Below are 21,776 nucleotides of genomic sequence, written 5' to 3'. Positions count from 1 at the left end.
GACGCAAGTATCTGCTCCGCAATTATACAGCAGATTACTTTGGATGACTTGAAATGAGCGCAAAAAGGCCGAATTCGACTTCGGAATATTTGATGGATTACTTCGGCTTCTCTCGCGTGGGCCGACCCGCGGGGGCTTCTGAAGCCCAAGTGATGCGAAATCACACAAGCAATAGATGGTATCGCTAAGGACTTGCTAATGCTATGCAAGCTTAGGCAATTGATACTTACTTAAATTTTAACCCTTTTACGGTGCCCGGTTGAATTACGCTGGCCAATTTGACGGCGCGATTTCCTTGGACGGCCAGGGTTCCCGCTCGCCCGGCAATGCCCATGTCGATTCCTTTACGGCGAAGGCACATGGTCACGTGCCCGAGGGCGCGTTCGTCGTTCCCGACCCCAACCTGATCTTCAACGGCGAGTTCAAGCGCACAGGCCTCGATCTCGTCTTGTCCCATGAGGGGCACGAGTTCGTCGTTCACGATTATTTCCGGGGCGACAAGCGCGCCGCGCTCGCCTCGCCCGATGGCGCCCACCTCACCGGTGAAATCGTCAGCGCGCTTACCGGCCATGTCCAGGTTGCGCAAGCCGCGCCCGGCGCTGCCGCGGCCCAGGTCATCGGGCACGTCACCAAGCTCGTGGGCAGCGCGACCGCGATCCGCAACGGCGTCTCGGTCATCCTGAACAACGGCGACAACGTCGAGAAGGGCGACGTGGTTTCGACCGGCGCCGACTCGACCCTCGGCATAACCTTCATCGACGGCACCGTGTTCGGCCTGTCCTCGAACGCGCGGATGGTGCTGAACGAAATGGTCTACGACCCCAACGGGTCGAGCAATTCCTCGTTGCTGAGCCTCGTCGCCGGCACCATCACCTTCGTCGCCGGCGAGACCGCCAAGCACGGCGACATGAAGATCGACACCCCGGTCGCCACCATGGGCATCCGCGGCACCGCGGTGCTCACCCAGATCAATTTCGTCGTTCCCGCCGGCGGCGGCGATCCGCAGCCGCAGGCGAGCTTCCAGGTGCTGGTCGAGCCGAACGGCACGACGGGCTCCTACATCCTGTTCGACAAAGTCACGCTGCTGCCGATCGCGACGGTCAACCAGGCCGGCCAGATGATCCAGATCAGCGGCGGCAACGTCTCGATCTCAAATGCGCTGATGTCGCCGGACGTGCAGAAGCTGATCACCGACGTGTTCACGCTGAAGTTCACCGACAACAACACCAACACCAAGCTGACCACGAACTTCACCGACACGCTCACGCCGATGAGCCTGGACGTGGTGTTCAAGTCGAGTTCAGGCCCCACCGCGGTCGCGACCTTCGTCAACCTCACTCCGCAGGGATCGGAAGGGCCCAGCACGCCCACGCCGCCCGTCGTGCGTATTCCCGGCCAGCCGATCGCGCAGAGCTTTGACGCCAGCGGCATTGTGAAGACGGCGTTCGCGTTGACCGAGCGTGCCGGCGCGACCGGCGACACGCATGCCGATACGATTACCGGCCTGATCAGATTCGTGGATCAAAACCTCGGCGACAAGCCGACGGTGAGCATCAGCCTCGCCGAAGCGCCGAACTATGTCTACAAGGACGCCGGCCAGCACGACGTCACCGGTTCGCTGACCGATCTGCAGAAGCACGCCATCGCAGCGACGCAGATCCAGATCAGCGTCGTCCCCGACCCCGGCAACAACAACAACGGCTCGGCGATCTGGACCTACACGCTCCCGGACCACGTCTTCGACTTCCTCGCTGCCGGCGAAACGGTGACCCTGACCTACATGGTCCGCGTCGACACCAATTTCGCTGTGAACCCCGAGTCGAAGTTCATCCCGATCACGATCACGATCACGGGGACCAACGACAAGCCGGCGATCACCACCGATGTCCCGGTCATCACCTTCGAGGGCGGCACCAGCGTGCCGGGTGGCCCGCTCACCAGCGATGTGCCGACGTCGGGTACGCTGAATTTCAACGACGTCGATCTCACCGACAAGCATACCGTGTCGGTGGCGCTGACCAGTGCGACTCTGCCTGATGGCAGCGTGCCGCCGGGTCCGCTTGCGGCGTTCCAGAGCGCGATGTCCGTCGCGATCGCGGCCGGCGCAGACAGCACCGGGGACGGCACCGGCACCATCAACTGGTCGCTGGCTGATCTGCCGGTCTATTTGGCCGATTTCATCCCCCAAGGCGCGGTGCTGACGCTGGTCTACACCGTGACGCTCACGGACTCGCAAGGCGCGGCCTCGCAGCAAACCATCACCGTCACGATCACGGGCACCGATGCGCCTGCCGTGGTGTGGATCGCGACCGACAAGCCCGGCGTTCCCTCCGGCGGGTTCTGGAAGGACGCGGGCAACTGGGCCACCGGCACGGTCCCGACCGACGAGGACGACGTCATCGTCATCACCGATCAGCTCCACGGCCTGACCCCGTCCTATCCGGTGACGATCGACGTGGCGGCCTTCGCCAAGTCGTTGACTCTCGACGACTACGACACCACGCCGGGCCACAAGGTGCCGGAGGTGATCAACGAGAGCACGCTGACCATCGGCGGCAAGCTCACCCTGAATGCCGACGCGAAGTTCACCAACTCGCTCGGAGGCCACGTCACCGTCGGCGGGGCGATCGACGTCGAAACCATCACCCGGACATCCGGCGTGGTCGTCACCAACACCAGCACGATCACGAATGAGGGCACGCTCACCCTGGAAGCAGGCGGCACGATCGATACGCTCACCGCCATCGCCAATTCCGGCCTGATCGACCTGTCCGGCGGAACGCTGGTGCTGAAGAGCGATGTCACCAATAGCGGCGGCACCATCCAGACCGATGCCGGTGCGACGCTGGTCGTCGACGGTGCGACGATCGACGGCGGCACCGTCGCCATTCTCGGCACGCTGGAATCGACCGGCATCAGCGCCATCGATGATGCCGAGATCACGATCGCCAGCACCGGCATGCTGTCCGTCACCAGCGGCACGCTGACGATCGACCCGGCTACGATCCACGCCATCACCAATCAAGGCCTGATCGAGGCGGTGACCGGCGGCACGCTGAAGCTGACGGCCGCCATCATCGCCAATACCGGCGGGACGATTTCGGTCGACAACGCCTCAAAGCTCTATCTGACCGGCGTCTCGATCAACGGCGGCAGCCTGAGCAATGCCGGCAATCTCTACAGCGTCTCGGGCTCCAACACGATCACGGCTGGTGTCACCAACACCGGCGGCACCATCAAAGTCCAGGCCGGCACGCTCAACCTCGCCGGCGGCATCATCGGCGCCGGTACGCTGATCATCGAGAATGGCGCGAAGCTCGAGCTCGGCGGTGCCGACGCGCAGAATGTCACGTTCGCCGGCGGCACCGGCACGCTGCAGCTCGACAAGGTCGCCGGCCAGAGCTTCACCGGCACCATCTCGGGCGAGCTCTCGGCCGACGGCATATTCACGATCACCGGCAACGCCGACATCACAACGTCGACGGGCGATGCGCTCGACTTTACGGTATCGCAGGCGGCGCAGGCCGGCGTCGTGCTGACGCCAACCGGCACGCTCACGGGCGCGATCAACGGCATCGACGTGACCCAGAACGGCGTCGGCGACATTACGCTGACCGCGACAGGCGACATCACCGGCCTCGCCGGCCACGGCATCTGGCTGAGCGATAGTGCGACCGGCTCCGGCGATATCACGGTCAACGATCTCACCGGCAAGGCGACCGGCACCGGCGCGAATTCGGTCGGCGTCCTCGTCGAGAATATCAACGCCGCCAATGCTGGTGACATCTCGATCACCCAGCTCGGCGGCGCCGTGGGTGGCGCATACGGTATCGACGCGCTCACGCAGGGCGACGGCGACATCACCATCGATGCCGGCGGCGCGATCACGGGCAGCTCGATCTATGGCATCCGCTCGCGCAGCTATGGCAGCGGGAACCAGACCGTCACGACAGAGGTGGGCAGCGCCATCACCTCGGGCAGTTCCGGCATCGTTGCCGTCAATCGTGCGAACTCGCTCGACGCGGCCGACCTGAGCACGATCACGGTCAACGCCTATGGCACGATCAATTCCGGCAGCAGCCTGAACCTGGCCGGCAATGCGCCGGCCGGCATCGAGGCTGGCTACACCGGTGCCACGACCGGCACCAGTGCGAACACGAGTGTCAATGCCACCGTGATCGTCAACAATCACGCCGCCATCACCGCGGTGGGCCACGGCATCAACGCCTTCAATTACGGAAATGGCGACGTCACGGTGAACAGCTTCGCCGGGACGGCGATATCGGTCTCGGGCGCCCAGAGCATCGGCATCAACGCCGCGGCCTTGAGCGGCGGCACGGGCGACGTGACGGTCACGCTCGGCGAGGATGTCACGATCTCGGGCGCGACGAGCTACGGCATAAGGGCCTACAGCCTCGATGCCGGTGACATCACGGTCACCCTTGCGGATGGCGACAATATTACCTCGGGCAGCTCGGGCATCGTCGCGGTCAACTACGCCGTCGCGATCGCGGCCGGCCTGGGCAGCACGATTTCGGTCGAGGCGCACGGCGCGATCCATTCCGGCGCGACACTGAACAACGACGGCACGACGCCGGGCGGGATCATCGCCGGCTACAAGCCGGGCGGCACCGGCACTTTCTCGAGCGCAGTCAACGGCGACGTCATCGTCGCCAGCGATGCGACGATCACAGCCGGCGCAGGTTACGGCATCGAGGCGTTCACCTGGGGCGCCGGGGACGTCACGGTCACGACCGGCGCGCTGTCGTCCATCACGGCCGCGGGCATTGCCATCGGCGCGTTCAACAATGGCGGCGGCGACGTCAGCGTCACCAACCAGGGCTCCGCCATTGGTTCGGTCGGCCTCGCCGCCGTCGCGAACGGCGCCGGCGATATCACCATCGTCAACGATGGCAGCATCACCAGCACGAATCTGGCCGGCATCAGCGTCACGCAGAACGCGGCCGGTGCGACCGGCTCGACACACATCACCAATACCGGATCGATCGCAGCTCCGACCGGCCACACCGCGATCTTCATCCAGGAGAACGCGACCGGGACGGCGACGATCGACAATTCCGGCACGATCGGTCCCGCCGTCGCTTCCAGCGTCACGTCGGCGACCTACGCCATCGTCGAGACCGGCGGCGCCGTCGAGATCAACAACACCGGCGACATCAACGGTAACATCTCGGTCGCGCGCGCCACGTTCAACAACAACGCGGGCGGCACCTGGACGGTCGCCGGGACCAGCGTCTTCGGCAACGCGTCGTCGATCATCAACCACGGCGATATCGATCTGCTCAACGGCGCGTCGATCTCCGGGACCGGGCTGAGCATCGAGAATGATGGCGATATCGACAGCTGGGGCACGGCGTCGATCTCGGGCACGATTACCAATACTGGCAACATCGAGGTCAATGGCGGGACCCTGACCCTGTTCGGCTCGCTGTCCGGCACGGGATCGGTCACCGTCGACGCCGGCGCGCTCCTGAAGCTCGAAGGCACGGTGGCGCAGACGATCACGCTCGAGGATGACGGCGCGGGCCTTCAGATCGATACCGCGACCTTTGGCGGTTCGATCGCAGGGCTGTCCGCGAACGATACGATCGACCTGTCAACCATCAATTACGGGCTCGGCACCAGCGCGGTTTATGTCGCCAATTCCGACCCCTCGACCGGCGGCGTGCTCACGGTCTCCGACTCCGACGGCCACCAGATCAGCCTGAACCTGACCGGCGCCGATTACAGCGATTTTCACTTTGCCGGAAGCAGCGATGGTCATGGCGGCACGCTGATTACGATCCACGCGAACGACGATGCGCCGACGTTCACCGCGACCGAAGCGTCTCCGACCTTGGCCTTCTCCGAGCTGGAAAATACCACGGGCTCCACGACGCTCGACCCGGTTTCGGGCGGGAGCGGTACGGTTCACTTCAAGGACATCGACCTGACCGACCGTCCGACGGCGACGATCACGCACCAGGCCACGACATGGCTGGCTGCCGATCACAGCACGGAACTGACCTTGACGTCTGGTCAGGCCGCCGCACTCGAGCAGGCCTTGGCGATCCTCGGGACCGGCAAGAACAACGGCGCGGTCGACTGGAGCTATTCGATCGTCGACAGCGCGCTGGATTTCCTTGGCGAGGGGCAGACCGCAACGGTGGTCTCGACCATCACCCTCGACGACCATCAAGGCCAGTGCACCACGGCCGATGTCACGGTGACGATCACCGGCAAGAACGACGCGCCGACGCTGAATGGCGCGACGCTCGGCGCGGTCAGCGAAGATGCCACTGCTCCCGCCGGGTCCAGCGTCGGGGCGCTCTTTGCCGCCGGATTCCACGATGCCGATGCGGGCGCGAGCTTCAAGGCCGTCGCCGTCACTGCCTCCCATGCAACCGCCGCGGAAGGCGTCTGGCAGTACCATGTTGCCGGTAGCAATCAGTGGATAGATATCGCGGGTGTCAGCGACAGCAGCGCGCTCCTGCTTGCCACCGACACGCTGGTCCGCTTCGTGCCGGCCGCGAATTTCAGCGGCGCGCCGGGTAGCCTCGACGTGCATGCCCTGGATGATACCTATGGCGGCAATGTCACGACGCCCGTCCTGATCGATATCACGTCGCCCTCGATCGGCTCCAGCGTCTCAGCGGCGGCGACGCTGAGCACGGAAGTGACCCCCGTGGCCGATGCGCCGGCGTTCAACATCGACCATACGCCGATCGCGGATGCGGGAGAGTTCCTGGTCAACACCACGACCGCGAACGACCAGACTTACAGCGCGATCGGCGCGCTCTCGGACGGCGGCTACGTTATCGCTTGGGTGTCGCAGGGGCAGGACGGCGACGGCGCCGGCATCTACGCTCAGCACTATGCCAGCTCCGGCGCAAAGATCGGGGGCGAGTTCCGTGTCAACACGGCGACCGCGGGCAGTCAGTCGAGCCCGTATGTCGTCGGGCTGGAGGGCGGAGGGTTCGTCGTGAGCTGGACCACCGGCAGCGACAACGGAGCGACCATCCACCTGCAGCGCTTTGATTCTTCGGGTTCGCCGGCAGGCGGCGAGGTCTCCGTCGCCGGATATGGCGAGAACGCGACGCTTGCCGCGCTGTCGAACGGCGGCTTCGTCATCACCTACGTCACGTCCGACGCCAGCGCGTCAGGCACTTACGGGATCGTCTACGATTCCAGCGGGGTCCCGACGTCCGGACCTTTCTTGATCAACACGACGACAGCCAGCCAGCAGCAGGGTGATTCCGTTGCCGGGACCGCCGATGGCGGCTTCGTGGCGTCTTGGCATTCCTATGGTCAGGACGAGGTATCGGGCAGCTGGGGCGTCTACTTCCAGCGGTTCGATGCGCAAGGTAACAAGCTCGGCGGAGAGGTGCAGGTCAACACCAACACCGCAGGCGATCAATATGGCGGCGAACTCGCCGTCCTGAAGGACGGGTCGATCGTCGTGTCGTACACCGACGCGAATACGCTCGTGCTGAGGCATTTCAGTTCGACCGGTGCGCCAATCGGCAACGAGGTGAGCATCTCGGATGCGACCACCGCTACCTTGCAAGCCCTGCCGGACGGCGGCTTCCTCGTCACCTATCAGGGCCATGACGCTCCCGGGAGCCTCGGACTTCTGGGTCAGCGCTTTGATGCATCGTTGCACTCGGTCGGCTCGTCGTTCGTCATCAACGAGACCACGAACGGCGACCAGCTGTTCCTGGCCGATCGCTCCAATCCGACTGCCGTGACTTCGGACGGCAAGATCGTCTCGACCTGGTTCTCCCCGGGCGACGGGGGCAACGACGTCGAAGCGCGCGTGTTCGCGCTGCCCGGATTTGGCTCCGACAGTCCGATCCAGCTGCCGGCCATCACTGCGGCGGCAGTCGATAGCGACGGGTCCGAAACGCTCCTGATCAAGCTCTCGGGCTATCCGGCTGGCGCGACCTTCTCGGTCGGTCATGCTGGAACCGGCGCTGATACCGGCCAGTGGCTGATCGGGGCGGCAGAAATCGCATCGCTGGCGACCTCGGGACTGACGATGACTGCCCCGGTCGGGTACCACGGCGAGTTCAACCTGCACGTCGGCGTCACCGTCATCGACTCCGCTAACGGCCTTGGCGGGCCGCTGACGGACACCTATACGATAACCGAGGATGTGGTCGTTAAAGCCGGCGGCGGGCCTGTCATCGATACCTCCGGCTTCCAGGTCGAGCACATCAACGAGAACAGCAACGACATCATCACCGACCTCGTCGTCATCGACACCGACCCCGGTGCTGCGACCGATACGTTCACGGTCACGCTGTCGACCGCAAATCCGGACGTTAGCCTCGCCAGCGTTTATCCGACGGCCGGCACGCTCGAGCAGATCAACGCCGGGCTCGCGGAGGGCGCGGGTATCGCCTACGATCCGATCGGCGCCGATCCCGACGCGACGCCGCCCGCGACCGACCGGATCACACTGACCGTTGCCGACTCGGCCGGCCATTACGACACCGTCAACTTCATCTTCGTCGAGGGCGCCGACAGCCAGGGCATCACTCTGGAAGGCACCAGCGGCAAGGACGTCATTTTCGCGACCGAGTCGAGCGACACCTTGACCGGTGGCGGCGCGAAAGACCAGTTCGTGTTCGCGCCGACGTCGTCGCTGGATCCGATCCAGCACGCTGTGACCGATTTCGAGACCGGGCTCGACAAAATCGACCTGCGGCAGTTCACCAACATCACGTCGTGGACGCAAGTGTCCGCGCTCGCGGAGCAGCAGGGCGCCGATACCCTGCTCACGCTCGATGCCAATGACAAGGTTCTCCTGAAGAATGTCGTTGTCGGCAATCTCCACGCCAGCGATTTCATCCTTCATGTGAGCTAGAGCGACGCCCCTGCCGGGACGCGGCTCTTCCTTGCGCCTCGACCGCGGCAAAAAATCCCTATCCTTGGCTGCCGAAGCGATGGCCATTTGCGTCCTGGCGATCCAAGATTGGGCTCCAGGCGGTTGCAGGAAGTCCGATCGAAATGAGACGTCTCAAGATCCTGCGGCGGTGGTTTGCGCGGAAGCTGGGCTTCGCGCGGCTGATGTGCCTTGCGCTGCTGGTGCTGTTCGCCGGCGCGCGGCTGTGGGATCCGCCGCCGATCCAGGAATTGCGGCTGCGCACCTTCGACATGTTCCAGCTGATCGATCCACGCCACAAGGCGGCGCGGCCGGTCGTCATCGTCGACATCGACGACAAGAGCCTCGCCAAGCTGGGCCAGTGGCCGTGGCCGCGCACGCGAATCGCCGACCTGATCCAGAACCTCACCAGCAGCGGTGCGGTCGCGATCGGCTTCGACGTGGTGTTTTCGGAGCCCGACCGGCTCAACCCGGATCTGGTTGCGGGCCAGATGCGCTATCTCGACGACGCCACGCGCGCCAAGCTGCGTGAGTTGCCGACCAACGACCAGATTCTCGCCGATGCCATCAAGCGCTCGCGTGTGGTGCTGGGCGAGACCGGGCTTCCAGAGGTCTTGTCCGAACTGGACAAATCGCTTCCGTTCACGGGGGTGGCGACGGTCGGGGAGGAGGGGGCCGAACGCTTCCTGTTCGAGTTTCCAGGCTTGCTGCGCAACGTGCCGGTGATCGAGAAGGTTGCAGCCGGCCGCGGCCTGTTTTCAATCAGGAAAGAGCGGGACGGATTCATCCGCCGCGTGCCGATGATCATGCGCGCGCAGGGCACCATCATGCCCTCGCTCAGCCTCGAGATCCTGCGCGTCGTCACGGGCACGCCGACGCTGTTGGTCCGGACCGACAAGACCGGTATCAGGTCGATCCGCATCAAGGGTGTCGAGATCCCCACCGACAAGAACGGCCAGTTCTGGGTGCACTACGCGCGTCGGGACCCCTCGATCTACGTCTCCGCCGCCGACGTGCTCGACAACAGCGCATCGCCGAGCAGGTTCGCCGGCAAGCTGGTGCTGGTCGGAACCTCTGCGGCCGGGCTCAACGACATCAAGACCACGCCGGTCTCTGCGACCATGCCGGGGGTCGAGATCCATGCCCAGGTGCTGGAGAGCGTGTTGAGCGGCGCGGTGATCTCGCAGCCGAACTACGCGCTCGGGGTCGAATTGCTCGCCGCGCTGATCATCGGCCTGCTTGTCATCATCTTCACGCCGAATCTCGGTCCCGTGCGCCTCGTGCTCGCCGGTGCGACGTTCGCGGCGATCCTGGTCGGCACGTCCTGGTTCTTCTACGCGCAGTACCGCTACCTCATCGACTTCACCTATCCGCTGCTCTCGACCACGGCGGTTTATCTGACGCTGATCTTCGCAAGCTTCGTGCGCGAGCAGCGCCAGCGCGTGCAGATCCGCGGGCAGTTCGCGCAATACATGTCGCCGGTCCTGGTCGAGCAGCTGGCGCAGTCGCCGGAAAAGCTCGTGCTCGGCGGCGAGGAGCGCGTGATGACGATCATGTTCTCGGACGTGCGCGGCTTCACCACGATCTCGGAGAGCTACAAGCACGACCCGCAAGGCCTGATCGCGCTGATGAACCGCTTCCTGACGCCGCTGACCGACGTCATCATCGAGCGGAAGGGATACATCGACAAATACATGGGCGACGCCATCATGGCGTTCTGGAACGCGCCGCTCGACGATGCCGAGCACGAGGTCAACGCCTGCGAAGCCGCGATCCGGATGCTGGAGCAGATCGACGCGGTCAACAAGGAGCGCGAGGAAGAGGCCGCCGAGGGCGGCCACGTCTACATTCCGCTCAATGTCGGCATCGGCCTCAACACCGGCATCGGCGTGGTCGGCAACATGGGCTCAGACCTGAAGAAGAACTATTCGGTGCTCGGCGACAGCGTGAACCTCGCCTCGCGCCTGGAGGGCCAGTCGAAGGAATACGGCTTTCCCATCATCGTCGGCTCCCGCACCGCGCTCGCCGCCAAGGAGAAGTTCGCGATCCTCGAGCTCGACTTCATCATGGTCAAGGGCAAGACCGAGCCTGAGGTGATCTACGCCATCGCCGGCCGCGAGGACGTGATGCATTCGGCCGCTTTCCAGCGCCTGCGCAACATCACCATCGAGATGCTCAGCTGCTATCGCGGCCGCGACTGGCAGGGCGCCCTGGATGCCATCGAGCGCGGCCGCAAGAGCGAGGACGCCGACACGCTGGAAAAGCTGTTCAGGCTCTACGAGGCGCGCATCAAGGATTTCCAGCTCAATCCGCCGCCGGAGAACTGGACCGGGGCATATGCGCTGCTGACGAAGTAGTCGACGCATCGGCGCTGCCGTAGGGTGGGCAAAGGCGCGTCAGCGCCGTGCCCACGATCTCGCGCCGCAATGTTGAAATGGTGGGCACGCTGCGCTTTGCCCACCCTACGGCAGCGGCGTTTGCCGCCCTCACTCCATCCCGATCATCGTCAGCTCTTGTAGGGTGGGCAAAGGCGCGTCAGCGCCGTGCCCACCATCTCGCGCCGCAATGTTGAAATGGTGGGCACTCTTGCGCTTTGCCCACCCTACGGCAGCTGCGTTTGCCGCCCTCACTCCGTCCCGATCGTCGTCAGATCCTGAAACCAGTGCTGGGCCTGCACGAACTGCTTCACCTTCGGCGACAGCGCGTGCGGGTTGGTGTCGTGGACGACCCAGACCAGCGTGGCGTCGTCCACGATCAGCGCGTGCGCCTGCGCCAGCAGCTCGTCCTGTTTGGTGGAATCGAACGTCTGCTTGGCCTCGTCGATCAGCGCGTCGACCTTCGGATTCTTGTAGCCGCCCCAGTTGACGCCCACCGGCGCGATCTGGCCCGAATGGAAGAAGCGGACGATGGCGTAGAGCGGGTCGGAGGTGACGTAGGCGATGTTGTTGGCGGTGATGCCTGCGTTCATCTCGTCGGCCGCGCCCTTGCGCCAATGCGTGTAGAGCGTCTCCAGCTCGACCACCTTGAAATCGATCTCGATGCCGATCTCCTTGAAGCTCTGCTGCAGGAATTCGTTCATCGGCAGCGACAGCATCTGCCCGGTGCCGCCTTGCGCGATGATGAAGGTGGCCTTCAGCGGCTTTGCCTTGGAGTAGCCGGCTTCCTCGACCAGCTTCCTGGCGGCGGCCGGATCGTATTTCAGCTCAAAGCCCGGCTTGCCGAACCACGGGCTGGACGGATCGACCTGGCCCTTGGCGGGTTTTGCGAGGCCGTTCATCAAGCCGACCACCGCGTCGCGATCGATCGCGAGGTTCAGCGCCTTGCGCAGGCGGATATCGGTCCAGGGCGAGCCCGGCAGCACGGACAGATGGTAATTCCAGACATGCGGCGTGACGTTGTCGACGAGCTTCATGCCGGCGGCCTTGAGCTGCGGCACCGCATCCGGCGCCGGCGTCTCGATCAGATCGACCTGGCCCGCGAGCAGCGCATTGGTGCGCGTCAGCGCCTCCGGCATCGGCACCAGCACGATCTTGTCGGCCTTCGGGATCCGCTTCTTGTTCCAGTAGTCGGGATTCTTGCTGAGTTCTGCGAGCTCGCGCGGCACCAGTTTCGTCAATTTGAACGGGCCGGTGCCGGAGGGCTGGCTGGCGAACTTGTCCCAATCCTTGCCGAGCTTGTCGTACTGCGCGGGGCTCGACACCAGAAACCACAGCATCTGATAGGGGAAGAAGGAATCGACCGTCTTGGTGGTGATCTCCACCGTGAAGTCGTCGATCCTGGCGTAGCTCGCGACCGAGGGCAGGCGGGTCTTCACCTGCGCGCTCTGCCGCTTGTCGAATTGCGGCGCCTTGTCGTTGAGCACCTTGTCCAGATTCCAGATCACCGCATCGGCATTGAACTCGCTGCCGTCGTGAAACTTGACGCCCTTGCGAAGCGTGAAGCGCCATTTGGTCTTGTCGGCGTCATCCACCTTCCACTCGGTCGCAAGCCCCGGCACCAGCTTGCCGGGACGATCGGCGACGTCCATCTCCCACGCCACCAGCGGATCGTAGATCGTGTAGGCCGTGAACTGGTAGGCGCCGGCGCCGCGATCGGGCTGCCCCGTGGTCAGCGGGATGTCCGCCATCGAGATGCCGTAGCGCAGCACGGTTTCGGCGCGCGCCGAGATTGCGGACGACGCCAGTGCAAGCACGGCGAGACAAATCGACAGACGAATACGCATGGTCCAGAGCTCCCAGGGATTTCGGGACCAAACTTGCAATCTTGATGCCAGAATAGGCAGCGCGACGCGCACACCGGCGTAGTGCCTACAAGGACTTGTCGTCGCAGGGCCAAATTGCAGAATAAGTTTCTCTTTGGCATAGCCATTGCATACGATTGCATCAAAAATAGTCATCGAAGCCGGAAAAGGATTGAGGCGATGCTTACTAAGAAGAACACACGCGCGGCATTGATCGCGATGCTCGCTCTAACGACGGCGGCCGCCTGGCCGCGCGTGGCCGGCGCGGAGACCGTGCTGCGCATCGGCATGACCGCTGCCGATATTCCGCGCACGCTGGGCCAGCCCGATCAGGGTTTTGAAGGCAATCGCTTCACCGGCCTCACCATGTACGACGCGCTCACCGGCTGGGACCTGTCTTCTGCCGACAAGGCAAGCGTGGTGATCCCCGGCCTTGCGACCGAGTGGAAGGTCGACGATGCCGACAAGACCAAGTGGACCTTCAAGCTGCGCCCCGGCGTGACCTTCCACGACGGCTCGCCGTTCAACGCGGACGCGGTGGTGTGGAACGTCGAGAAGGTGCTGAAGCAGGATGCGCCGCAATTCGATGCCAGCCAGGTCGGCGTCACGGCCTCGCGCATGCCGACGCTGGCGTCGGCGAAGAAGATCGACGACATGACGGTCGAGCTCACCACCAAGGAGCCCGACAGCTTCCTGCCCATCAACCTCACCAATCTGTTCATGGCGAGCCCGGCGAAGTGGCAGCACTTCTACGACAAGGCGGAAGGCGCCGATGCCAAGGCCAAATCGCAGGCGGCCTGGACCGCGTTTGCCAAGGACGCCGCGGGCACCGGTCCGTGGAAAATGGCGAGCTTCACGCCGCGCGAGCGGCTCGAGCTGGTGAAGAACGCGAGCTATTGGGACAAGGCACGCGTGCCCAAGGTCGACAAGATGGTGCTGCTGCCGATGCCGGAGGCGAACGCGCGCACCGCGGCGCTGCTCTCCGGGCAGGTCGATTGGGTCGAGGCGCCGGCGCCGGACGCGCTGCCCGAGCTCAAGCAGCGCGGCTTCAAGCTCTACGCCAACGAGCAGCCGCATGTCTGGCCGTGGCAGTTCTCGCGCGTCGAGGGCTCGCCCTGGAACGACATCCGCGTGCGCAAGGCGGCGAACCTCTGCGTCGATCGCGAAGGCCTCAAGGACGGCCTGCTCGCCGGACTGATGGTGCCGGCAACCGGCACCTTCGAGCCCGGCCATCCCTGGCGCGGCAAGCCGAGCTTCGAGATCAAATACGACAAGGCGGCCGCCCAGAAGCTGATGCAGGAAGCGGGCTTTGGCCCGAACAAGAAGCTGACGGTGAAGACGCAGACCTCGGCCTCCGGCTCCGGTCAGATGCAGCCGCTGGCGATGAACGAATATCTGCAGCAGGCGCTCGCCGAATGCTATTTCGACGTGAAGCTTGACGTCATCGAGTGGAATACGCTGTTCACCAACTGGCGCCGCGGTGCCAAGGATCCCAGCGCCAACGGCTCGAACGCCACCAACGTCACCTATGCCGCGATGGACCCGTTCTTCGCGCTGGTGCGCTTCCTGCAATCGGGCATGGCGCCGCCGGTCTCGAACAATTGGGGCTTCATCAACAATCCCAAGTTCGACGAGCTGGTGAAGAAGGCGCGGCAGACCTTCGATCCCGCCGCGCGCGACGCCGCGCTCGCCGAGCTGCACGCGGCCTCCGTCGACGACGCCGCCTTCCTCTACGTGGCCCACGACGTCGGCCCCCGCGCCATGAGCCCGAAGGTCACGGGCGTGGTGCAGCCGAAGAGCTGGTTCATCGACTTCTCGCTGGTGTCGATGAAGGAGTGAGGCGGGCACGCTGGTAGGGCTCCCCTCCCCCTTGCGGGGAGGGGTTGGGGAAGGGGGTCCACACGGGCGGTCCCTGTGTGGCCACCCCTCTCCCTAACCCTCCCCCGCAAGGGGGGAGGGAACCCTCGCATAGTGCGTCCCTTACTATCCCCAGCGCCATCAGTCGCCCGACATCACGTTAGGTAAATCAGTGCTCGCCTATATCGCCAGACGCATCGTCTATGTCGTCCCGATCGTCATCAGCGTCGCGCTGGTGTGTTTCCTGCTCGTGCATATCACGCCGGGCGATCCGCTCGTTGCCGTGCTGCCGGCCGACGCCTCGCAGGAGCTCGCCGCGCAACTGCGCACCGCCTATGGCTTTGACCGCCCGTTGCCGGTGCAGTTCGGGCTTTGGTTGCTCCGTGCCCTGCATGGCGATCTCGGCAATTCCATCGCGACGGGGCGTCCCGTGCTGGCCGAGGTCATGCGCGCGGTCGGCAACACCGTGACGCTGGCGATCGCCGCCGCCATCATCGGCTTCACCATGGGCATCCTGCTTGGCCTGATCGCCGGCTATTTCCGCGAGACCTGGATCGACAAGGTCGCGACCTCCTTCGCCATCGCCGGCGTGTCGGTGCCGCATTACTGGCTCGGCATGCTGCTCGTCATCATCTTCTCGGTGCAGCTGAACTGGTTGCCCGCCGTCGGCGCCGGGCCCAGCGGCTCCAATTCCTGGGCCTGGGACTGGGCGCATCTGAAATATCTGGTGCTCCCGGCGATCACGACGTCGGTGATTCCAATGGGTATCGTCACCCGCACCGTGCGCGCGCTCACCGGTGACATTCTCTCGCAGGATTTCGTCGAGGCCTTGCGCGCCAAGGGGCTGCACGAGCGCGGCGTATTCCGCCACGTCATCAAGAACGCCGCGCCGACCGCGCTGGCGGTCATGGGGCTTCAGCTCGGCTACATGCTCGGCGGCTCGATCCTGATCGAGACCGTGTTCTCCTGGCCGGGTTCGGGCTTCCTGCTCAACTCGGCGATCTTCCAGCGCGACCTGCCACTGCTGCAGGGCACGATCCTGATCCTGGCGCTGTTCTTCGTCTTCCTCAATCTCCTGGTCGATATCGCCCAAGCCGCGATCGACCCGCGCATCAAGCGGGGCTAGAAGATGGGATCGAACTCAGCTATCGCCGCGAAGGCAGTGCGCTCCCTCCCCCGCGAGCGGGGGAGGGTTGGGGAGAGGGTGTCTCCTCAATCGAGAGCCCCCAAGAGGAGAGAACCCTCACCCGGCGCTTCGCGCCGACCTCTCCCGCAAGCGGGAGAGGTGCGCTGCCGCCTTGGCGCGCGCCGGACACGCCAATACGCACCGGGAGCCAGCCGATGAGCGAGCTTCCGTTGTCCGCCACCGCCGATGCCGCGCTGCAGGCCGCGCCCGCGACCAAGGCGCGGGGCTATTGGGCGACCGTCGGCCGCCGCATCCGGCGCGACAAGGTCAGCATGGCCTGCGCGCTGGTGCTGCTGCTGATCTTTCTCTCGGCGATCCTCGCGCCCTGGCTTGGCCTTGAAGATCCCTACAAGGGCTCGATGATCCGCCGCCTTCGTCACATCGGCACGCCTGGCTATCCGCTCGGCACCGACGAGCTCGGCCGCGACATGCTGGCGCGCCTCATCTATGGCGGGCGGCTGTCGCTGGTGATCGGCATCCTGCCCGTGATCCTCGCCTTCGGCATCGGCACCTCGCTCGGCCTCATTGCCGGTTATGTCGGCGGCAAGCTCAACACCGCCATCATGCGCACGATCGACGTGTTCTATGCCTTTCCGTCGGTGCTGCTGGCGATCGCGATCTCCGGCGCTCTTGGGGCCGGCATCCTCAATTCCATCGTGTCGCTCACCGTCGTGTTCGTGCCGCAGATCACCCGCGTTGCCGAAAGCGTCACCACCGGCGTGCGCAACATGGACTTCGTCGAGGCGGCGCGTGCCTCCGGCGCCGGGCCCTTCACCATCATGCGCGTGCACATCCTCGGCAACGTGCTGGGCGCGATCTTCGTCTATGCCACCAGCCTCATCTCGGTCTCGATGATCCTGGCCGCCGGTCTGTCCTTCCTCGGCCTCGGCACCAAGCCGCCGGAGCCGGAATGGGGCCTGATGCTCAACACCTTGCGCACCGCGATCTACGTCAATCCCTGGGTTGCAGCCCTGCCCGGCGCCATGATCTTCGCGGTCTCGATCTGCTTCAACCTGCTTTCGGACGGCCTGCGCAGCGCCATGGACATCAGGAACTGACGATGGTGATGGAGATGCGCAATGGCGCCGTATGGACGGCCGTCATGCCCGGGCTTGTCCCGGGAATCCACGTTCTTCGTTCCGCGTGGCAAGGCGTGGATGGCCGGGACAAGCCCGGCCATGACGGCATGGAGGCTTTAGTACCAGCCATATGCGGTCGCCCTGTCTCGATGCGCAAAGGTGGGAGGCATGGGCCATGAGCGAAACTAACACCTCCGCCGCCATGCTGGAGCCGGTCGAGGACGTCGGCGGCCTCGCGCAGCCGCTGCTGCAGGTTAACGGGCTGACCAAGCATTTTCCCGTGCGGGGCGGGCTGTTCGCCGCCAAGCGCACCGTGCGTGCGGTCGACAACGTCACCTTTGCCGTCGCCAAGGGCGAGACCGTCGGCATTGTCGGCGAATCCGGCTGCGGCAAGTCGACCACCGCGCGGCTTTTGATGCATCTGATGCCGCGCGATACCGGCGACATCATCTATGACGGCATGACCGTGGGACAGTCGCTGAGCCTGCGCGAGCTGCGCCGCGGCATGCAGATGGTGTTCCAGGATTCCTACGCCTCGCTCAATCCGCGCCTGACCATCGAGGAATCGATCGCCTTCGGCCCCAAGGTCCACGGCATGGCCGATGGCGCGGCGCGCACCCTCGCGCGTGAGCTGCTCGGCAAGGTCGGACTGCGACCTGAGAACTTCGCCAACCGCTATCCGCACGAGATCTCCGGCGGCCAGCGCCAGCGGGTCAACATCGCGCGTGCCCTGGCGCTGTCGCCGCGCCTGGTGATCCTGGACGAAGCCGTCTCCGCGCTCGACAAATCCGTCGAGGCGCAGGTGCTCAATCTGCTTGTCGACCTCAAGCGCGAGTTCGGCCTGACCTATCTGTTCATCAGCCACGACCTCAACGTCGTCCGTTACATCTCGGACCGCGTCCTGGTGATGTATCTCGGCGAGGTGGTCGAGCTCGGTCCGGTCGATCAGGTCTGGGATAGCCCTGCGCATCCCTACACCCGCGCACTGCTTGCTGCGATGCCGTCCTCCGATCCCGACAGGCGCACCGAAACGCCGCCGATCACGGGCGATCCGCCCAACCCGATCGATCCGCCCTCGGGGTGCCGCTTCCACACCCGTTGCCCGTTTGCGGAGCCGCTCTGCGCAAATGCGACCCCAAAGCTCACCGCGCTCGATAGAATGGGCCACGAGGCCGCGTGTTACATGGCTATACCGGGTTCTGGCCATAGCCGCGCGCCCAGGGAGAAGACCGCATGACGAGACCGACGCCGAAAGAGATCAAGCCCATCGCGCAAATCGCCGGCGTGCCCGTGGATGACGAGATCGCGACCCGCATCTCCAGCTCCATCGGACCTGCCTTCGAAGGCTTTGCAACCATCGCCGGTACGCTGCCGTTCGATCTCGAGCCCGCGCTCTACCCGATCGTGCAGACGCAGAAGGTGTCGAAATGAGCCTTGAGCCTGCCTTGATGACGCTCACCGAGGTCGCGCGCGCGATCGCGATGAAGCAGCTGTCCTCGCATGAGGTGACGCGCGCGCTGCTCAGCCGCATCGCGCAATGGCAGCCGCATCTCAACGCCTTCATGTCGATTGAGGCAGAATCCGCGCTGAAGGCGGCCGAGGCCGCCGATGCCGAGCTCGCCGCGGGCAAGGTCCGCGGTCCGCTGCACGGCGTGCCGCTCGCGCACAAGGACATGTACTACGATGCCGGCCATGTCGCGACCTGCGGCTCGCTGATCCGCCGCGACTTCGTGCCAACCGTGACCTCCACCGCCTTGCAACGGCTCAAGGACGCCGGCCAGGTCCGCCTCGGCACGCTGCATCTGGCCGAATTCGCCTATGGCCCGACCGGCCACAACGCCCATTACGGCCCGGTCCGCAATCCCTGGAACGTCGCGCACATCACCGGCGGCTCGTCCTCGGGCTCCGGCTCGGCGGTCGCCGCGCGGCTGACCTATGCGGCGCTCGGTTCAGACACCGGCGGCTCGATCCGCATGCCCGCGCATTTCTGCGGTGTGACGGGGCTGAAGACCACGGTCGGCCGCGTCAGCCGCGCCGGTGCGATGCCGCTGTCGCAATCGCTCGACACGGTCGGCCCGCTGGCCCGCACCGCCGAGGACTGCGCGCTGCTGCTGGCACTGATGGCCGGCGCGGACCCGGCCGACTCGACCTGCAGCCACGAGCCGCTGTCGGACTACGTCGCCGCCACCAAGGGCTCGTTGAAAGGTCTCAAGATCGGCGTCCCCACCTCGTTCTACGTCGACGATCTCGACGCCGAGGTCGCGCGCGTGCTGGACGAGACCATCGCGGTGCTCAAGCGCGAGGGGGCCGACATCGTCAAGGTCGAGCTGCCGGATCAGCGGCAATTGTCCTCGGCGAGCCAGCTCGTGCTCGCCGCGGAAGCTGCCGCCTTCCACAAGCGCTGGATGATCGAGCGCCCGCAGGATTATGGCCCGCAGGTGCTGATGCGGCTTCAGAACGGCCTCGCCGTTCCCGCCATCACCTATCTGGAGGCCATGCGCTGGCGCGGGCCGGCGCTGGCCGCGCACAACGCCGCCACAGCCGGCGTCAATGCGGTGATCGCGCCGGCTTCGCCGGTGCCGGCACCGACGATCGAGGAGAGCGATGTCGGCGGCGGCCCGAACGCGCCGGCGCTGCTGCAACGGCTGACGCTGTTCACCCGCCCGGTGAACTTCCTTGGTCTGCCCTCGCTCACCGTGCCCTCGGGTTTCACCAGAAGCGGCCTGCCTGTCGGCATGCAGCTGATCGGCCGCTCCTTCGATGAAGCGACCCTGCTCACCATCGGCGCCGCCTTCCAGCGCGCCACCGACTATCACGATCGATTGCCGAAACTGCCGTCATGACCAAGCTCGTCGAGATCTCAGGCCTCAATATCCGCTTCACCGGTGAGCGCACGGTCTATGCCGTGAACGACCTCAGCCTGTCGCTGGGTGATGGCGAGGTGCTCGGCCTGCTCGGCGAGTCCGGCTCGGGCAAGAGCGTGACGCTGCGCGCGCTGATGCGGCTGTTGCCGAAGAAGCGCACGCAGATTTCGGGCAAGGTCAACGTCATGGGGCAGGACGTGCTCGCCATGAATGACGAGCAATTGTCGTCGTTCCGCGGTCAGACCGTCTCGATGATCTTCCAGGAGCCTGCGCTCGCGCTCGATCCGGTCTACACCATCGGCACGCAGATCGCGGAAAGCGTCGTGCGCCACGAAGGCAAAACCCATGCGGAGGGCAGGGCTCGTGCACTCGAGATGCTCGAGGTCGTGCGCATCCCCTCGGCGAAGCGGCGGCTGGATGCCTATCCGCACGAGATGTCGGGCGGCATGCGCCAGCGCGCAATGATCGCGCTGGCGCTGGCCTGCCGGCCCAAGATATTGCTGGCGGACGAGCCGACCACGGCGCTCGATGCCACCGTGCAGATCCAGATCCTGCTCTTGCTGCGCGAGCTGCAGCGCGAGTTCGGCATGTCCGTGATCTTCGTCACCCACGACATCGGCGTCGCCATCGAGATCTGCGACCGTGTCGCGGTGATGTATGCCGGCCAGATCGTCGAGCAGGGGACCTTGCGCGACATCGTTTGCTCGCCGGTGCATCCCTATGCCAAGGGCCTGCTTGCCTCCACCATCCACGGCGCCAGGCGGGGCCAGCGGCTGGAGACCATCCCCGGCACGCCGCCGTCGCTGGCCGAGAAGCCGCACAATTGCTCCTTTGCCCCCCGCTGCAAGCTCGCCGAGCCGCGCTGCCTGGAGCAACTGCCTGCGAATGTGGAGGTCGGTCCGGGGCGGGCGGCACGATGTGTGCTGGCAGAGCCGGTGGTCGCGACGTAGCCGATGCGGTCCTCGCCCCGCTCTTGCGGAGGAAGGTAAAGAGCCGCCGCACTCTTAACTTCAAACTTTCATCACCGACTTGTCACAGTTGAGCCGGTGCCGAGAAGCGGGCGCCCCTACCTGTGCATGGGGTTGTTTTCGAGTTTTTCATCGGCGCCCGGCATTCACACTGCATTCATCCCGGTTCCCGTTCCATGCGGCCGTTCATGGAGAGGGACCTCACCGATGCACATTTCCAACGAAGGCTTGCTCGTCATCCTGTTCGTCGGCCTGGTGGCCGGCTGGCTTGCCGGCAAGATCGTGCGGGGCGCCGGGTTCGGCCTGATCGGCGACATCGTGATCGGCATCTGCGGTGCGCTGGTGGCGAGCCTTCTGTTTCCAAAGCTCGGCATCCGCCTCGGCACGGGCCTGATCTCCGAGATCGTCTATTCCGCCATCGGCGCCGTCATCCTGCTGCTGGTGGTGCGGCTGGTGCGGGGCGGCGGCCGGCTCTAGCAGCCGCCCGGCTCGATCGATCGGAACTTGCCGCCTCTTCCAGACCTGGGGAGAGGCGGCGACGTCTGCACTAAAAAGCCGCAAAGACTGTGAAATACCGGACTTGCGTGCTCGGCCGCCAGGAGTAGATGTGGCCGATCGGGGCTCTGAATGAACCGGCCCGCGTTGGACGCCACGCCAACATGATGTTAATTCGGGGCACGTATCCTGAATTGCCC

General features: G+C 65.0%; 11 protein-coding genes. 10 read left to right on the top strand and 1 reads right to left on the bottom strand.

The genetic code is table 11. From position 1 onward, the window contains the following. The first annotated feature begins 295 nt into the window (after positions 1-295). The gene (locus AC066S_RS08575) at positions 296-8,869 is read left to right on the top strand and encodes a VCBS domain-containing protein (RefSeq protein ID WP_478269417.1); all 8,574 of its coding nucleotides are present in this window, start codon (positions 296-298) and stop codon (positions 8,867-8,869) included. A 143-nt stretch (positions 8,870-9,012) separates the two neighbouring features. Next, entirely contained in the window at positions 9,013-11,244 is a 2,232-nt protein-coding gene (locus AC066S_RS08570; protein WP_478269416.1) for a CHASE2 domain-containing protein, read from the top strand. 269 nt (positions 11,245-11,513) lie between these two features. Here the strand turns inward: AC066S_RS08570 and AC066S_RS08565 are convergent, their stop codons facing one another. Beyond that, a complete protein-coding gene (locus AC066S_RS08565) occupies positions 11,514-13,109 on the bottom strand; it encodes an ABC transporter substrate-binding protein (protein WP_478269415.1) in 1,596 nt (531 codons plus the stop codon). 198 nt (positions 13,110-13,307) lie between these two features. Here AC066S_RS08565 and AC066S_RS08560 point away from each other — a divergent pair, with 198 nt between their 5' ends. The 8 genes from AC066S_RS08560 to AC066S_RS08525 all read left to right on the top strand — a co-directional run bounded on the left by AC066S_RS08560 (position 13,308) and on the right by AC066S_RS08525 (position 21,558). After that, a complete protein-coding gene (locus tag AC066S_RS08560) occupies positions 13,308-14,966 on the top strand; it encodes an ABC transporter substrate-binding protein (protein ID WP_126259604.1) in 1,659 nt (552 codons plus the stop codon). Positions 14,967-15,156: 190 nt separating this feature from the next. Then, complete coding sequence (locus AC066S_RS08555) at positions 15,157-16,110, top strand: ABC transporter permease (protein ID WP_126259605.1); 954 nt, start codon at positions 15,157-15,159, stop codon at positions 16,108-16,110. A 215-nt stretch (positions 16,111-16,325) separates the two neighbouring features. Continuing rightward, complete coding sequence (locus AC066S_RS08550) at positions 16,326-17,228, top strand: ABC transporter permease (RefSeq protein ID WP_126259606.1); 903 nt, start codon at positions 16,326-16,328, stop codon at positions 17,226-17,228. A 196-nt stretch (positions 17,229-17,424) separates the two neighbouring features. Then, entirely contained in the window at positions 17,425-18,486 is a 1,062-nt protein-coding gene (locus tag AC066S_RS08545; RefSeq protein ID WP_164718853.1) for an ABC transporter ATP-binding protein, read from the top strand. Beyond that, positions 18,483-18,680, top strand: a complete 198-nt coding sequence (locus AC066S_RS08540; protein ID WP_126259607.1) for a hypothetical protein — start codon at positions 18,483-18,485, stop codon at positions 18,678-18,680. The genes AC066S_RS08545 and AC066S_RS08540 overlap by 4 nt, the downstream gene beginning before the upstream one ends. Then, positions 18,677-20,092 carry an amidase gene (locus AC066S_RS08535; RefSeq protein ID WP_478269414.1) on the top strand — a complete coding sequence of 472 codons (1,416 nt, stop codon included), beginning with the start codon at positions 18,677-18,679 and terminating at the stop codon, positions 20,090-20,092. The genes AC066S_RS08540 and AC066S_RS08535 overlap by 4 nt, the downstream gene beginning before the upstream one ends. Beyond that, positions 20,089-21,063, top strand: coding sequence for an ABC transporter ATP-binding protein (locus AC066S_RS08530; protein ID WP_478269413.1), 975 nt, complete (start codon positions 20,089-20,091; stop codon positions 21,061-21,063). Before AC066S_RS08535 ends, AC066S_RS08530 begins: the two co-directional genes overlap by 4 nt. 225 nt (positions 21,064-21,288) lie before the next feature. Next, positions 21,289-21,558 (top strand): GlsB/YeaQ/YmgE family stress response membrane protein, encoded by a 270-nt coding sequence (locus AC066S_RS08525; protein ID WP_126259610.1) that lies wholly within the window; start codon positions 21,289-21,291, stop codon positions 21,556-21,558. Positions 21,559-21,776: the final 218 nt, after the last annotated feature.

It is taken from the genome of Bradyrhizobium sp. CFUWI, from assembly GCF_056429085.1.
This window is presented reverse-complemented; position numbering and strand designations above follow the sequence as displayed.

Excerpts from the sequence above, each read along its gene's own strand:
- AC066S_RS08570 (WP_478269416.1), top strand. The coding sequence starts at position 9,013 with ATGAGACGTCTCAAGATCCTGCGGCGGTGGTTTGCGCGGAAGCTGGGC.
- AC066S_RS08565 (WP_478269415.1), bottom strand. The coding sequence starts at position 13,109 with ATGCGTATTCGTCTGTCGATTTGTCTCGCCGTGCTTGCACTGGCGTCG.
- AC066S_RS08525 (WP_126259610.1), top strand. The coding sequence starts at position 21,289 with ATGCACATTTCCAACGAAGGCTTGCTCGTCATCCTGTTCGTCGGCCTG.
- AC066S_RS08540 (WP_126259607.1), top strand. The coding sequence starts at position 18,483 with ATGACGAGACCGACGCCGAAAGAGATCAAGCCCATCGCGCAAATCGCC.
- AC066S_RS08530 (WP_478269413.1), top strand. The coding sequence starts at position 20,089 with ATGACCAAGCTCGTCGAGATCTCAGGCCTCAATATCCGCTTCACCGGT.
- AC066S_RS08535 (WP_478269414.1), top strand. The coding sequence starts at position 18,677 with ATGAGCCTTGAGCCTGCCTTGATGACGCTCACCGAGGTCGCGCGCGCG.
- AC066S_RS08550 (WP_126259606.1), top strand. The coding sequence starts at position 16,326 with ATGAGCGAGCTTCCGTTGTCCGCCACCGCCGATGCCGCGCTGCAGGCC.
- AC066S_RS08560 (WP_126259604.1), top strand. The coding sequence starts at position 13,308 with ATGCTTACTAAGAAGAACACACGCGCGGCATTGATCGCGATGCTCGCT.
- AC066S_RS08545 (WP_164718853.1), top strand. The coding sequence starts at position 17,425 with ATGAGCGAAACTAACACCTCCGCCGCCATGCTGGAGCCGGTCGAGGAC.